This window comes from Nonomuraea jabiensis (assembly GCF_014204795.1).
Classification (GTDB): Bacteria; Actinomycetota; Actinomycetes; order Streptosporangiales; family Streptosporangiaceae; genus Nonomuraea; species Nonomuraea jabiensis.
Genome location: NZ_JACHMB010000001.1, coordinates 7,220,926 through 7,234,041, shown reverse-complemented (window position 1 = coordinate 7,234,041; position 13,116 = coordinate 7,220,926). Strand labels below are relative to the sequence as shown.

14 protein-coding genes are annotated in these 13,116 nt (G+C 72.0%); 7 read left to right on the top strand and 7 right to left on the bottom strand.

What is annotated here, in order from left to right; genetic code table 11:
* Window positions 1-12 precede the first annotated feature (12 nt).
* Entirely contained in the window at window positions 13-600 is a 588-nt protein-coding gene (locus tag HD596_RS33060) for a 4'-phosphopantetheinyl transferase family protein (protein WP_185073148.1), read from the top strand.
* A 10-nt stretch (window positions 601-610) separates the two neighbouring features.
* Complete coding sequence (locus HD596_RS33055; protein ID WP_185073147.1) at window positions 611-790, top strand: hypothetical protein; 180 nt, start codon at window positions 611-613, stop codon at window positions 788-790.
* A gap of 17 nt (window positions 791-807) precedes the next feature.
* Here the strand turns inward: HD596_RS33055 and HD596_RS33050 are convergent, their stop codons facing one another.
* The gene (locus HD596_RS33050; protein ID WP_185073146.1) at window positions 808-1,737 is read right to left on the bottom strand and encodes a cation diffusion facilitator family transporter; all 930 of its coding nucleotides are present in this window, start codon (window positions 1,735-1,737) and stop codon (window positions 808-810) included.
* Window positions 1,738-1,771: 34 nt separating this feature from the next.
* Between HD596_RS33050 and HD596_RS33045 the strand changes: the two genes are divergently transcribed.
* From HD596_RS33045 to HD596_RS62320, 3 genes are read left to right on the top strand one after another with little or no spacing between them, the layout of a single operon-like run.
* The gene (locus HD596_RS33045) at window positions 1,772-2,230 is read left to right on the top strand and encodes a MarR family winged helix-turn-helix transcriptional regulator (RefSeq protein WP_185073145.1); all 459 of its coding nucleotides are present in this window, start codon (window positions 1,772-1,774) and stop codon (window positions 2,228-2,230) included.
* 59 nt (window positions 2,231-2,289) lie between these two features.
* The gene (locus HD596_RS33040; RefSeq protein ID WP_185073144.1) at window positions 2,290-2,934 is read left to right on the top strand and encodes an LppX_LprAFG lipoprotein; all 645 of its coding nucleotides are present in this window, start codon (window positions 2,290-2,292) and stop codon (window positions 2,932-2,934) included.
* On the top strand, window positions 2,931-4,871 hold the full coding sequence (locus HD596_RS62320; RefSeq protein ID WP_246555020.1) for an MFS transporter: 1,941 nt from the start codon (window positions 2,931-2,933) through the stop codon (window positions 4,869-4,871). Before HD596_RS33040 ends, HD596_RS62320 begins: the two co-directional genes overlap by 4 nt.
* A 22-nt stretch (window positions 4,872-4,893) precedes the next feature.
* Here HD596_RS62320 and aspS read toward each other — a convergent pair whose 3' ends face one another.
* The 5 genes from aspS to HD596_RS65035 all read right to left on the bottom strand — a co-directional run bounded on the left by aspS (window position 4,894) and on the right by HD596_RS65035 (window position 10,639).
* Window positions 4,894-6,156 carry an aspartate--tRNA(Asn) ligase gene (gene aspS / locus HD596_RS33030; protein ID WP_185073143.1) on the bottom strand — a complete coding sequence of 421 codons (1,263 nt, stop codon included), beginning with the start codon at window positions 6,154-6,156 and terminating at the stop codon, window positions 4,894-4,896.
* A gap of 312 nt (window positions 6,157-6,468) precedes the next feature.
* Window positions 6,469-7,860, bottom strand: a complete 1,392-nt coding sequence (der, locus tag HD596_RS33025; protein WP_185073142.1) for a ribosome biogenesis GTPase Der — start codon at window positions 7,858-7,860, stop codon at window positions 6,469-6,471.
* 31 nt (window positions 7,861-7,891) lie between these two features.
* Entirely contained in the window at window positions 7,892-8,548 is a 657-nt protein-coding gene (gene cmk, locus HD596_RS33020) for a (d)CMP kinase (protein WP_313045382.1), read from the bottom strand.
* Window positions 8,549-8,609: 61 nt separating this feature from the next.
* Complete coding sequence (locus HD596_RS33015) at window positions 8,610-9,965, bottom strand: carotenoid oxygenase family protein (protein WP_185073141.1); 1,356 nt, start codon at window positions 9,963-9,965, stop codon at window positions 8,610-8,612.
* On the bottom strand, window positions 9,962-10,639 hold the full coding sequence (locus HD596_RS65035) for a TetR/AcrR family transcriptional regulator (protein WP_185073140.1): 678 nt from the start codon (window positions 10,637-10,639) through the stop codon (window positions 9,962-9,964). The genes HD596_RS33015 and HD596_RS65035 overlap by 4 nt, the downstream gene beginning before the upstream one ends.
* A gap of 106 nt (window positions 10,640-10,745) precedes the next feature.
* Here HD596_RS65035 and HD596_RS33005 point away from each other — a divergent pair, with 106 nt between their 5' ends.
* Together HD596_RS33005 and HD596_RS33000 are read left to right on the top strand one after the other, a co-directional pair.
* The gene (locus HD596_RS33005; protein ID WP_185073139.1) at window positions 10,746-11,591 is read left to right on the top strand and encodes a glycosyltransferase family 2 protein; all 846 of its coding nucleotides are present in this window, start codon (window positions 10,746-10,748) and stop codon (window positions 11,589-11,591) included.
* 39 nt (window positions 11,592-11,630) lie between these two features.
* On the top strand, window positions 11,631-11,831 hold the full coding sequence (locus tag HD596_RS33000; RefSeq protein ID WP_185073138.1) for a DUF2795 domain-containing protein: 201 nt from the start codon (window positions 11,631-11,633) through the stop codon (window positions 11,829-11,831).
* A gap of 50 nt (window positions 11,832-11,881) precedes the next feature.
* Here the strand turns inward: HD596_RS33000 and HD596_RS32995 are convergent, their stop codons facing one another.
* Entirely contained in the window at window positions 11,882-13,078 is a 1,197-nt protein-coding gene (locus HD596_RS32995) for an NAD(P)/FAD-dependent oxidoreductase (RefSeq protein WP_185073137.1), read from the bottom strand.
* Between the last annotated feature and the right edge of the window lie 38 nt (window positions 13,079-13,116).

Here is a 13,116-nt window from a genome sequence, read left to right as displayed (position 1 = left end):
GGTTTCTTAGCGATGGGTGGCCGCCCCGACGAGGTGCGCGCCCCGGAAGACTGGCTCACCGAGGTGGAGACCGAGCGGGCCGGGCGGTTCAGGTTCGAGGCGGATCGGGCCAGCTTCGTCGCCGCCCACCTGCTCGTACGGCTCTGCGCCGCCGCCGTGCTCGACGTCGGGCCGCAGGAGCTGACCCTGCGGCAGCGCTGCGACCTGCACGGCCCCGGGCACGGGAAGCCGTACATCGAGGAGGCGCCCGAGCTGGGCGTCAGCTTCAGCCACACGCGCGGCTACGTGTGCGCGGCGGCCGGCCCCGGCAAGGTCGGCGTGGACGCGGAGCACGTGCCGACGGGGCCGCTGGACCCGCTGCTGGCGGACCGGGTGCTCACCCCGCGCGAGCGGGCGATGGTCACCGGCAACGACGAGCTGATCCGGCACTGGACGCGCAAGGAGGCGCTGATCAAGCGCGGCGAGCTGACGCTCGACAGGCTCCGCGCGGGCGGCGACGACCTCGAAGGCCGCCACCTGCTCGAATGGAGCGTGGGACCGGACATCAGAGTGGCCGTTGTCACGGACGCCCCCGCCAGGAGGGTGCCCATCCCCGGATAGACTTGTACACATGTTCTACCGGAAATCCCTGGAGGAGCGGATCGCCGACCGCATGGCCCAGCGGCGGCCCCTCGAAGAGGGGAAGACGTTCGAGCACGGACCGGCCAAGTTCGTGTTCATCTCCTTCATCGTCATCGTCGTGCTGATGCACGTGATCGGCGTCGCCGTCGCCATGCACTACTACAGCTGACCTGCCCCTCGCCCCCGTCAGCGGCGGCGGGTCGGGGTCGGGTCGAGGAAGACCTGGCTGATCCCCGAGAAGCGCTCGCGCAGCCGCCGGTCCACCTCGTCGCAGGCGATCTCCACGCCCGCCGCGCTCGCCACGTCCACAAAGTCGATCTTGGCGGCTACCAGGATGGAGCCGGGCCCGATCATCATGGTGAGCAGCTCGACCACCTCCTCCACCTCCGGCTGGGCCGTCAGCTCGGCCCGGATGCCCTCCTGCACGTGCGAGGGTGCGGCCTGGCCGATGAGCAGCGAGATGTTCGACCGGATCAGGAGGAGCGCCACCACCAGCAGGAGCAGGCCGATCCCGACCGACGCCAGGCCGTCCCACAGCGCCGAGCCCGTCAGCTGCGACCCGGCCAGCCCGGCGCCCGCGATGACCAGGCCCACGAGGGCGGCCGCGTCCTCGAACAGCACCGCCTTCAACGGGGTGTCGGAGGTGATCCGCACCAGCCGGACCGGGTCGAGATCATGCCTGGCGGCCTGCCTGCGCAGCTGGGACAGTGCCTTGGCGAACGAGACGGCCTCGACGACGAACGCGACGGCCAGCACGATGTACGACGGGGTGAGGTTCGTCAGCTCCTCCCCCTTCTCGATCACGTGCAGCCCGTGCGTGATCGAGAACCCGGCCCCGCCCACCAGCGTCGCAACCGCCGCCATCATGGCCCAGAAGAACCCGCTCTTGCCGTGGCCGAACGGATGCCGCCGGTCCGGCGGCCGGCCCGCGCGGCGCACCGCCACCAGCAACAGCAGTTCGGTCACGGTGTCGGCGGCCGAGTGAGCCGCCTCCGACAACATCGCCGCCGAGCCGCTGATCAGACCTGCGACGAGCTTCGCCACGGCGATCGTCAGATTGGCCGCTCCCGCCACCAGGACGGTGCTCAGGCTCTCCCCTGAATCCCGCTGCTCCATAGCGCTTCACTCTACGTGCGCTAGATTGGAGATCATGAGCGCGCCTCGTTGGCTTTCACCCGCCGAACAGCGTGCCTGGCGCACGCATCTGGCGCTGCACAAGCTCCTCATGCACCGGCTCGACCGCGAGCTGCAGGAGCATCAGCTCTCGTTGAACGACTACGAGATCCTGGTCAACCTCTCGGAGAGCGAGGGGCGGCGCATGCGGATGAGCGACCTGGCCGACGCGACGATCCAGTCACGCAGCCGGCTGTCGCACCAGATCTCCCGCATGGAGGCCAAGGGCCTGGTGACCAGGGAGGACTGCCGCGACGACCGGCGGGGCACGTTCGCGGTGCTGACCGACGAGGGCTGGGAGACGATCCAGCGGGTGGCGCCGCACCACGTGGCGAGCGTGCGCGAGCACTTCGTCGACCGGCTCACCGACGACCAGCTCGAAGCGATCGACGCGGCCTACGGGCCGATCGTCGAGCGCCTCAAGAAGTTGCGCTGACACCCAACCGATATCCGCGACGCCGCACGGCGTTCCCAGGCGATAGATACGATCCGCACATGCTCAGAAAGCTTCTGATCGTGGCCGTTCTGGCGCTGGTGTCGGCGTGCTCGTCGGGCGGCGGCGACGAGCTTCCCGCCGGGCCCGACCTGATGAAGAAGGCCTCCGAGGCCATGAAGGGCGTCAAGTCGGCCAGCTTCTCGATCGCGACCGAGGGCAAGACCACGGTGCCGGTCAAGAAGGCGGACGGCAGGCTCACGGCCGCCGGTGACGCCGACGGCACGATCACGATCGACCTCCTGGGCCTGCAGGAGATCAGCTTCGCCGTGGTCGGGGACACCGTCCACTTCAAGGGGCCGACGGGCGGCTTCCAGAAGATGACCCGGCAGCAGCTCGCGCAGTTCTACGACCCCTCGGTGATCCTCGAGCCGACCAAGGGCATCGCGCAGCTGCTCGCCTCGGCCACCGATCCCCGGGTGGAGGCGCTGGAGGGCGACGCGTACCGGGTGGCCACCACGTTCCCCGGACAGGTCCTCGTCAAGATCATCCCGGGTCTTTCGCAGGGCGTGAACGGCAAGGTCTGGATCGACAAGGCCACCAGCCGCCTGGCCAAGGCCAGCCTGCCGCTGCAGGACGGCACCGTGACGGTGTCGTTCAGCGACTACGACGCGCCGGTCACGATCACGCCGCCCGCCGCCGGATGAGAGGCGCCCGCCGGGTCATCCTCGGCGCCGGGGGCGCGGTGGTGCTGCTGGCCGCGCTCGACGCGTACGTGGTGGTCACGGTCCTCATCGACATCGCCGAGGACGTGGGCATCCCGCTGAACCACCTGGAGCGGGCCACGCCGATCGTGACGGGCTTCCTGCTCGGGTACGTCGCCGCGATGCCGCTGCTCGGCCAGCTCTCCGACCGTTACGGGCGGCGGCCGCTGATCCACGCCTGCCTGGCGGCGTTCGCGCTCGGCTCGGTGCTGACGGCGCTGGCCGCCGGCGAGGTGATGGTGGTGGCCGGGCGCACCGTGCAGGGGGTGGCGGGCGGGGCGCTGCTGCCGATCACGATGGCGCTCATCGGCGACCTGTGGGACGAGCGCGAGCGGCCGGTGGCGCTGGGGGCCGTGGGGGCGGCGCAGGAGCTCGGGAGCGCCCTCGGCCCTCTGTACGGCGGGGTGCTGGCGCTGATCCCGAGCGCCGTGGTGGCGGGGGTGGAGGTGGGCGGCTGGCACGCCATCTTCTGGATCAACCTCCCGCTCGCCGCCCTGGCCGCCGTCGCGGTCCACCTCACCGTCCCCTCCGGCCCACCCACCCGCACCGCCCCACCGCCGCACGACGCCACGACCACACTCCCCTCAGCGGGCGGGTCGGGCATGGCACTCCCCGCAGCGGACACACCCGACACGGCACTCCCCACAGCGGGCGCGTCCAGCGCGCCACTCCCCGCAGAAGCCACACCCGACACAGCACTCCCCGCAACGGCCGCGTCCAGCACGGCGGTGCCCACGGCCGGCGTCCTCGGCACCGCAGCGCCCGCGACGCCCGCCGACGGCGCGGCAGGCGCGGTCGAGCCCGGCGGAGCCGCAGGCGAGACGGCCACCGACACCGGTCCCGAAGCGGCGGCCCATCGCGCGGGCGGCACCGCTACCGACGCGGCGGCCCATCGCGCAGGCGGCACCGGGCCCGACGCGGCGGCGCATCTCGCGGGCGGCTCCGGGGCCGGGCGGGTGGCGGACGCCGGTGGGAGGCGGCGCGTGGACGTGGTCGGTGGGGCGTTGCTGGCGCTGGCGCTCGCGCTGCTGGTCGTGGGCCTGTACAACCCCGACCCCGCCAAGACCGTGCTCCCCCCGTGGGGCCTGCCCGTGATCGCCGCCGGAGCGCTGGCGGCCGGGATCTTCGTGTGGTGGGAGATCCGCTCCCCCGTACGCCTGCTCGACCTCTCCGCCACCCGCAAGGGCCCCCTGCTCGCCACCCTGGCCGTGAGCTTCCTGGCCGGGGCGGCGCTCCTGGTGACCATGGTGTTCGTCCAGTTCACCGCCCAGACCCTGCTCGGCAAGGACGCGCTGGGAGCGGCGCTGGTCCTGGCCAGGTTCCTGGCCGCGCTCACCGTGGGCGCCCTGCTGGGCGGACTCCTGGCCCGCAGGCTGGGCGAGAGCGTCGTCGCGGTGGCGGGCATGGCGCTGGGGGCGGCCGGCTACTGGCTGATGAGCCGCTGGCCGCTCGCGCTCGAGAGCGCCGGGCTCCTCGTGGACGTCGACCTGGTGGTCGCCGGTCTGGGCCTGGGCCTGGTCATCGCCCCGGTCTCGTCGGCGGTGCTGCGCGTGACCTCGGCGGCCCAGCACGGCGTGGCGTCGGCGGCGGTCGTGGTGGCCAGGATGATGGGCATGCTGATCGGCATCGCGGCGGTGTCGGCGTGGGGCTTCTACCGGTTCCAGTCGCTGACCGCGCATCTGGACACGCCGCTGCCGTTCGGCGTGGACGCGGTGACGTACCAGCGGCAGCTGGCCGAGTACACCGCGAAGGTGCAGGCGGCGCTGCACACGGAGTACACGGAGATGTTCCTGGTGACGGCCTTCATCTGCCTGCTGGGCGCGGCCGTCGCGCTGCTGATGCCCCGCGCAAGGCGGGGCGAGCTCCCTGCGCCCGGATGAGATCGGGCGCAGGGGCCCAGGGTTACGGGGACAGGCGGTGCAGGTCGCGGGGGAAGGCGGTGGTCTGGCGGATGTTGGCGGCCCCGGTCAGCTGCGCCGTCCACCGTTCCAGCCCGAGCGCGAACCCGCCGTGCGGCGGCATCCCGTACCGGAACGCCTGCAGGTACCCCTCGTACGGTTCCACGGCCTCGCCCCGGGCGGCCAGCGCGGCCACGTAGTCCGGGTAGCGGTGCAGCCGCTGCCCGCCGGTGACCAGCTCCAAGCCCCTGAACAGCAGGTCGAAGCCGTTGGAGTAGCCGGGCCGGGCGGGGTCCGGGTGGGTGTAGAAGGGCCGCTTGGACATCGGGTAGCCGGTGACGAACAGGAACTCCGACCCGTGCTCCTTCGCCGCCCACTCGCACAGCCACCGCTCCTGCGCGGGCGACAGGTCCGGCTCGTCCGAGCCGGTCAGCTCCTGCGCCTCGGTGAAGTGGATGGCCGGGATCTCGGCGGGCACCTCGGGCAGGATGGCCCCGGCGCGTTCGACGGCGGACGGGGCGCGGCGCCGTACCGACTCCAGCATGCCCGCCACCACCTCCCGCAGCACCGCCATCACGTCCCGGTGGTCCCGGACGAAGCCCAGCTCGGCGTCGAGGCTGGTGTACTGGGCCAGATGGCGTACGGTGTCGTGCGGCTCGGCGCGGAAGACGGGACCGACCTCGTAGACCCGCTCGAACACGCCCACCATCGCCTGCTTGTAGAACTGCGGCGACTGGGCGAGGTAGGCGCGCCTGCCGAAGTAGTCGATGCCGAAGACGTTCGCGCCCGACTCGGTGGCCGAGGCGACGATCTTCGGCGTGTGGATCTCGGTGAATCCGAGCCCGTCGAGCGTCTCGCGGAAGCCCGTCACGCTCGCGGCCGAGATCTCCAGCGGCGCGCTGAGCAGCGGGTGGCGCAGCGCGACCGGCGCGTGGTCGAGGATCGTCGGCAGCCCGGCCGACACCACGGGCCGGTAGAGGTCGAAAGGCGGCGCCGCGTACGGCTCCGTCAGCACCTCGATCTCCGGCTCGACCAGCTCCACGCCTCCCGGCGCCCGCGGGCTGGCCGTCACGGTGCCGGTGACCTCGACGACGCTCTCCTCGCCGGGCAGGTCGCTCGCGGCGACCACCTGGGCGAGACCGGTACGGTCCCTGACGACGAGGAAGGACACGGATTTCAGCTGCCGGCGGCGATGGACCCAGCCGGCGATCGTCACTCGTTGGCCGGCGTGCTCAGCGAGCTCCGCCGACATGACACGAGAGATCATTACAGCTCCTCACGAGGAATTGCATGACCCCTTGGGAGTGCGGGGGAGAAGGGAGCTCCCGGTGCCACCGCACTTTCGCCGCCTCAGCGGAGGCGGCCTCGACGACCCGATGACGGGGGTCAGACCGGCGGGGCATTTCCTCCCCGCACTCGGGAGTGTCTTCACCAGCGGAGCACGGGACCGCCTTCGCAGCTACCGGCGGCTCTCTCAGACCCCTGCGGGACCTCTGGCTACTCGTCTCCGTCAACGCGTTGCCGTAGATCCTACGGCGGGGTCCGGGGGAACGGCAAAGCCGTTCCCCCGGACGCCGCGCTACTTGTCCTTCTTGGCCCGCTTCTCCCGGATCTTCATCGTGACCTCGATCGGCGACCCGGCGAACCCGAACTCCTCCCGGATGCGCCGCTCGATGAAGCGCCGGTAGGTGTCCTCCAGCCATCCCGACGTGAACAGCACGAACTTCGGCGGCTCCACGGAGGCCTGCGTGGCGAAGAGGATCTTGGGCTGCTTCCCGCCCCGCACCGGCGGCGGCGTCTGCTGCACCAGCTCTGTCAGGAACGCGTTGAGGCGGGCGGTGGGCACCCGGGTGGACCAGGAGTCGAGCGCCTTCTCCAGGGCGGGCACCAGCCGGTCGATGTGCCGCCCCGTCAGGGCGGAGATGTTGACCCGCAGCGCCCACGGGGTGCGCACGAGCTGCCGGTCGATCTCCTTCTCCAGGTAGTAGCGGCGGTCCTCGTCGACCAGGTCCCACTTGTTGAAGGCCACCACCATCGCCCGGCCCGACTCGATGACCAGGCCGATGATGCGCAGGTCCTGCTCGGTGAGGGGCTGGCTGGCGTCGATGAGCACGACGGCCACCTCGGTGCGCTCCAGCGCGGCGCGGGTGCGCATGGCCGCGTAGAAGTCGGCCCCCTGCAGCTCGCGGTCGCGCCGCCGGATGCCGGCCGTGTCGACGAACCGCCAGGTGCGCCCGCCCAGCTCGATCAGCTCGTCGACCGGGTCGCGGGTGGTGCCGGCCATCGGGTCGACCAGCACCCGCTCCTCGCCGGCGAGCTTGTTGAGCAGCGAGGACTTGCCGACGTTGGGCTTGCCGAGCAGCGCGACGCGGGCCGGGCCGCGCTCGGTCTCGAAGCCGAGCGCGGGCGTCTCGGGCAGCGCGTCGAGCACCACGTCGAGCAGGTCGCCGCTGGAGCGCCCGTGCAGGGCCGAGACGGGGTACGGCTCGCCGAGGCCGAGCGACCACAGCGCGGCGGCCTCCAGCTCGAGCTGCTGGTTGTCGACCTTGTTGGCGGCCAGGACGACCGGCTTGCCGGACTGCCGCAGCACCGAGCCCACGATCTCGTCGGCGTCGGTCGCGCCCACGGTGGCGTCGACGACGAACACGATCACGTCCGCCAGCTCGACGGCGACCTGGGCCTGCTCGGCGATGCGCAGGTTCATCCCGGTGGCGTCGGGGTCCCAGCCGCCGGTGTCGACCACCGTGAAGCGGCGGCCACGCCAGTTGGCGTCGTACGTGACCCGGTCGCGCGTGACGCCCGGCACGTCCTCCACGACCGCCTCGCGGCGGCCGATGATGCGGTTGACCAGCGTGGACTTGCCGACATTCGGCCGCCCCACGATGGCGACGACCGGCAACGGCGTAGTGTCGCCGTGCTCGGTGATCTCAAGGTCGTCGAGGCCGGCCTCGACCCAATCCCCCGTTGGCACGAAATTTCATCCTTTGCGAGTACCGCACCTGTCAGGTGCGCTCCTTGACCAGTCTCAACACCTCGGCGATGACCTCTTCCAGGGTCAACGGCGTGGTGTCGAGCTCGACGGCGCCATCCGCCATCGAGAGTGGGTCCGTCTTGCGGGTCGAGTCGAGGGTGTCACGCTTGGCCATGGCCTCCTGCTGCGCCGCCACCGTCGAGCCGGCCAGCTCGGCGCTGCGCCGCTGGGCACGGGCCTCCGGGCTGGCCGTCAGGTAGACCTTGACGGCGGCTTCGGGCCAGACGGCCGTGCCGATGTCGCGGCCTTCGACCACGATGTCACCGGCCCCGATGAGCTCCCGCTGGAGCGCGACCAGGCGGGCCCGGACCTCGGGGACGGCGGCCACGGCGGAGACGGCGCCGGTGACCTCGGACTCCCTGATCGGACCCGCCACGTCGACGCCGTCGACGTGGATCGTGGGGCCGTCGGGGTCGGTGCCGGACTCGATGCGCGGCTCGCCGCAGCGGGCCGCCACGGCGGCGGGGTCGGTCAGGTCGACGGACTGCCGGAGCATCCACCAGGTCATCGCCCGGTACATCGCCCCGGTGTCGAGGTAGCGCAGGCCCAGCGCCCGGGCGACCCCGCGCGACGCGCTCGACTTACCCGACCCCGAAGGGCCGTCCATGGCGACGACCAGACCGGTCACGGCCTCTCCCTCTTCACGAGCTTCTCAAGAACCCCAACCTGAAGAGGCTACCGTGTCCGGCTCAGTCGGCGATCCAGCTTCCGTGGAAGCCGAGCGGGACGCGGGCCGGCAGGTGGACGGTGGCGACCGGCTCGCCGGTGAAGTCCAGCGCGGAGAGGATCACCAGGTCGGCCGCTCCCCTGGCCTCGTTGTTGACGAGGACGAGCACGTACCCGTCGTCCTCGGCCGCGCCGGAGGCCACGAACGCGGGCTCGCCGACGTACGCGCCCCGCCCGAACTGCCGCCACTCCTGCGTCCCCCGCACCAGGTCGTGCTTGATGAGCGTGTTGTCGAAGGCCTGGTCGGGCAGGTCCTCCAGCTCGGTGTCGGCCGGGTAGAGCACGTTCTTGAGGTCGCGGGCGGCCGAGGTGTAGCCGTAGCGGTACGGCCGGCCGGTGCGGCGCTCGTCCATGCGCGGGAACTCCTGCGGCCGGTCGTCCAGCCGCGTCCGCCGGACCTTGCCGGCGGCCGGGTCGATCGTCCACCGGTCGAGCGTCGGCAGGCCGCCCAGGTCGAGCCGGGCGTCCACGAACCGCTTGGGGTAGCGGACCACGTCCACGACCACCTCGTCGCCGTCGTCGTAGGCGTTGAGCGTGTGGAACACCCAGCACGGGTCCACCTCCACCCACCGCACGTCGCCGCTCTCGCGCGACATGAGCCCGAGCCGGGCGCCGCGGGCGTCGTTCCACGCGTACGGCAGCGGCACGCCCTGCTCCGCGTGGGCCTGGCTGAACGTGACCGGCAGGTCGTAGATCACGACGTACCGCTCGGTGAGCGCGAAGTCGTGCAGCATCGGGGCGTCGGCGATCGGGATGTCCGTGGTCCGCGTCACCGAGCCCTCGGGGTTGATCACGATGTGCTGGTGGTGGTCCCAGCCGAAGAAGTAGGCCAGCGCGTGCAGCTCGCCGCTGGCCGGGTCGAGGTGGGTGTGCGCGGCGAACCCGCCGGGCAGGCCGCCGTCGAAGTCGCAGGTGCCGACGGTGTCGAGCTCGTAGTCCAGCTCGTACGGCAGGGGCCCCGCCTCGACGGTCGCGAACGTGCGCCCGGCCAGCCCGATGACGTGCGTGTTGGCGGCGAAGTCCCAGTTCTTGTGCAGCGGCCCCGGCCGGGGCGGCTCGCCGAGCCGTTCGGCGACGCGGGCGCTGCGTACCCAGCGGTTGCGGTACCACTCGGCGCGGCCGTCGCGCAGCCGCACGCCGTGCACCATGCCCTCGCCGAGGAACAGGTGGCTGGCCGTGGGGTCGTCGAGGCTGAGCGGGTTGGGGCCGTTGCGCAGGTAGCGGCCGTTCAGCTCGGCCGGGACGCGGCCGGTGACCTCCAGGTCGAAGGCCGTGATCTCATCGGTCACGGGCGCGAACCCGCCGGTGAAGGGGGTCATGTCACGTTCCTCTCGTCGTGGGCGCCGCGGGCGCCGTGGGCGCCGTGGGCGCCGTGGGTGTCGCGGGCGTCGTGGGCCAGGAAGGGCGCGAGGACCGAGGCGCAGAGCAGCTGGTAGCGCTGTGCCACCTCGTCGGGATCGAAATAGCCAGAAATTTCCAGACTTACGGCGCCGTGCATGGCCATCCACAGCACATCGGCGATCTCCTGGGCCGCTCCCCCGCGCAGCGCCCCCGCCTCCAGGCACTCCTCCACGCACCGCAGCAGCAGGTCGAACGTCCGTTTGGCGGCCTGCACCGACTCCTGGTCCGGCTTGAACCCCGGCATCGCGCCCTGGAACATGACCCGGTAATAGTCGGGTTCGGCCAGCGCGTAGGCGCGGTAGGCCACCAGGCCGTTGCGCAGCGTGGTCAGCGGATCGTCCGGCCCCATCACCTCGAGCATCCACCGCTCGAACCGCGCGAACCCCTCCAGCCACACCGCCTGGCTGAGCCCGTCCTTGCCGCCGAACAGCGTGTAGATCACCTTGGTCGAGCAGCCGACCTCGCCGGAGATCCGCCGCACGGTCAGCGCCGCCGGCCCCTCGGTGGCGAGCAGGTGCGTGGCGGCGTCGAGGATCGCGGCCCGCACGACGCTCTGCCCCTCCTGCTGGGCCTGCTGGTATGCAGTGCTCACGGTAACGCCGTTTCCTTTCGGTAACGCTGTTACCGCCCTTGATACCCCTTTCCGGAGAGCGCGTCAACCGAGGAGTAAGAGAGCGCCGCCCGGTAAGTGGCTCTCTGTGAACGATCCGCGCGTCACCGTCGTCGTGGCCAGCAAGGACAGGCTGCGGGTGCTCGCCCGCACGCTTCCACTGCACCCGCGCCCGGTCATCCTCGTCGACAACGGCTCCACCGACGGGACGGCGGCGTTCGTACGGCGCCACTTCCCGGACGTTCACGTGGTGGAGGCGGGCAGGAACCTGGGGGCGCCGGGCCGCAACCTGGGCGTCCGCCTGGCCGAGACCCCGTACGTGGCCTTCGCCGACGACGACTCCTGGTGGGCGCCAGGGGCGCTGGAGCGGGCCGCGGACGTGCTGGACGCGCATCCGCGGCTGGCCGTCCTGGGGGCACGCGTGCTGGTGGGACCGGAGGAGCGCCTGGACACGGTGTCGGAGGCGATGCGCGACTCGCCGCTCGGCGTGGAGCCGGACCTGCCGGGGCCGAGCGTGCTGGGCTTCCTGGCGTTCGCGGCGGTGGTGCGCAAGGAGGCGTTTCTGGAGGCGGGCGGGTTCGACGACGTGATCTTCTTCTTCGGCGAGGAGGAGCGGCTGGCCGTGGACCTGGCCGCGAAGGGGTGGGGGCTGGCGTACGTGGACGACGTCGTGGCCCACCACCACCCGCCCCGGCCCAGGGACCCGCGCGGCAGGCAGGTGCTGGCCACCCGCAACGCCGTGCTGACCGCGGTGCTGCGCCGCCCGTGGCGGGTGGTGGCGCGGCGCTCGCTCGCCGCGCTCCGCGCCGGCCCGGCGGGCTGGGAGGGCCTGCGTACGGCCGTGCCGAGGCTGTCGCGGGCCCTGGCCGAGCGGCGGGAACTGCCGGCCGAGGTGGAACGGGCACGGCAGCGGCTGGAACAGCCCGATTGCTGACGAATGTTACATATCGTGACAGTCGGGAAGCACAGAGTTATGACAACAATACCGAACGCGATCGACCTGCTCAAGAACCTGAGCAGCGTGGACTTTCCGGCCAACAAGCAGGAGCTGATCAGGGCTGCCCGCGAGCGCAAGGCGAGCAAGGACATCATCAAAGCCCTGGAGACCCTGCCCGACCACGAGATGTTCGACGACGCGAGTGACGTGACCGAGGCCCTGACGACCAGGCGCTGATCACGGAAGAACGCGGCGGGCGGGGCCCTGGGCCCCGCCCGCCGTGCCGTTCACCCGAGCCCTCCGGTCAGCGCGAACGCCCACACGGGCACCAGCCCCCGCTTCAGCAGCCCGAACGTGGGGAGCGGGCTGCCGCTCACGGTCTCCTTGTACGCGATCGCCGCCCGGCCCTTCAGGTACCACCTGCGCGGGCTGTCGTCCGGCCGGGTGAACTGGATGACCGCGTCCTTGCGCCCCAGCGAGATGGGCTGATGCACGTACCCGAACCGGAACCCTTTCGGGGTCCTGCCGCGCAGGGTCGCGGCGAGCGAGTCGGCGGCGTGCAGGCCGGTGGGGATGCCGCCCTGGCAGGTGCCGTGCAGCACGCCGTACGGCTGGCTGACCGCGGCGGCGTCGCCGACGGCGTACACGTCGGGGTGGGACACCGAGCGCAGCGCGGAGTCCACCACGATCCGGCCACGCGCGTCGACGGCCAGCCCGGACCCGGCGGCCAGCGGCAGGCCCCTGGTGCCGGTGGTCCACAGTGTCGCGTCGGAGTGGACGAGCTCGCCCCCGGCCAGCTCGACACCCTCCGGCAGCACCTTGGTGATGTCCGCGCCGGTGCGCACCTCGACGCCCAGCCGCTCCAGCGCGGCGTCCAGGTGGGCGCGGGCCCGCTCGCCCATCATGGAGCCGGGCCGCCCCCTGGTCAGCAGGACCACGTGCAGGCGCGGGTGGGCCTCGGCGATCTCCGCGGCCGACTCGACGCCGGTCAGCCCGCCGCCGACCACGACGACCGTGCCCGAGGTGGGGCCCGAGGTGGGGCCCGAGGTGGGGCCCGAGGTGGGGCCCGAGCTGAGGGCCGCGAGGCGTTCGGCGAGCCGTACGGTGCCCGCGTAGTCGTCGTAGACGAAGGCGTGCTCGGCGACGCCGGGCACCGAGGCGTCGGTGACGGCGCCGAGCGCGTAGATGAGCTTGTCGTAGCCGAGCACGCGGCCGTCCTCCAGCCGGGCCTGCCGGCGCTCGACGTCCAGCCCGGCCACCCGGCCCTGGACGAACTCGATGCCGGTGCCCGCGACCACGTCCTCCAGCGCGAAGTCGGCCAGCCGCTGCCCGGCCGCCGTCTGGTGCAGCCTGAGCCGCTCGGTGAACCTCGCCGAGGCGTTCACCAGCCGCACCCGGCCGCCCGTGCGGCGGGTCCTGACGGCGGTCCTGATGGCCGCGGCGACCCCGGTGTAGCCGGCTCCGAGTACCAGAATGTCGTTCATTGTCCTTACCTCCTCGATCCGGCCTGAAGACGGATCGA

What these genes read in the sequence shown, in the direction of transcription:
- HD596_RS33015 (WP_185073141.1), bottom strand. Translation starts at nt 9,965, where the DNA reads ATGACCCCCTTCACCGGCGGGTTCGCGCCCGTGACCGATGAGATCACG.
- aspS (WP_185073143.1), bottom strand. Translation starts at nt 6,156, where the DNA reads ATGATCTCTCGTGTCATGTCGGCGGAGCTCGCTGAGCACGCCGGCCAA.
- HD596_RS33000 (WP_185073138.1), top strand. Translation starts at nt 11,631, where the DNA reads ATGACAACAATACCGAACGCGATCGACCTGCTCAAGAACCTGAGCAGC.
- HD596_RS33060 (WP_185073148.1), top strand. Translation starts at nt 13, where the DNA reads ATGGGTGGCCGCCCCGACGAGGTGCGCGCCCCGGAAGACTGGCTCACC.
- HD596_RS33050 (WP_185073146.1), bottom strand. Translation starts at nt 1,737, where the DNA reads ATGGAGCAGCGGGATTCAGGGGAGAGCCTGAGCACCGTCCTGGTGGCG.
- HD596_RS33055 (WP_185073147.1), top strand. Translation starts at nt 611, where the DNA reads ATGTTCTACCGGAAATCCCTGGAGGAGCGGATCGCCGACCGCATGGCC.
- HD596_RS32995 (WP_185073137.1), bottom strand. Translation starts at nt 13,078, where the DNA reads ATGAACGACATTCTGGTACTCGGAGCCGGCTACACCGGGGTCGCCGCG.
- HD596_RS33040 (WP_185073144.1), top strand. Translation starts at nt 2,290, where the DNA reads ATGCTCAGAAAGCTTCTGATCGTGGCCGTTCTGGCGCTGGTGTCGGCG.
- HD596_RS33045 (WP_185073145.1), top strand. Translation starts at nt 1,772, where the DNA reads ATGAGCGCGCCTCGTTGGCTTTCACCCGCCGAACAGCGTGCCTGGCGC.
- HD596_RS62320 (WP_246555020.1), top strand. Translation starts at nt 2,931, where the DNA reads ATGAGAGGCGCCCGCCGGGTCATCCTCGGCGCCGGGGGCGCGGTGGTG.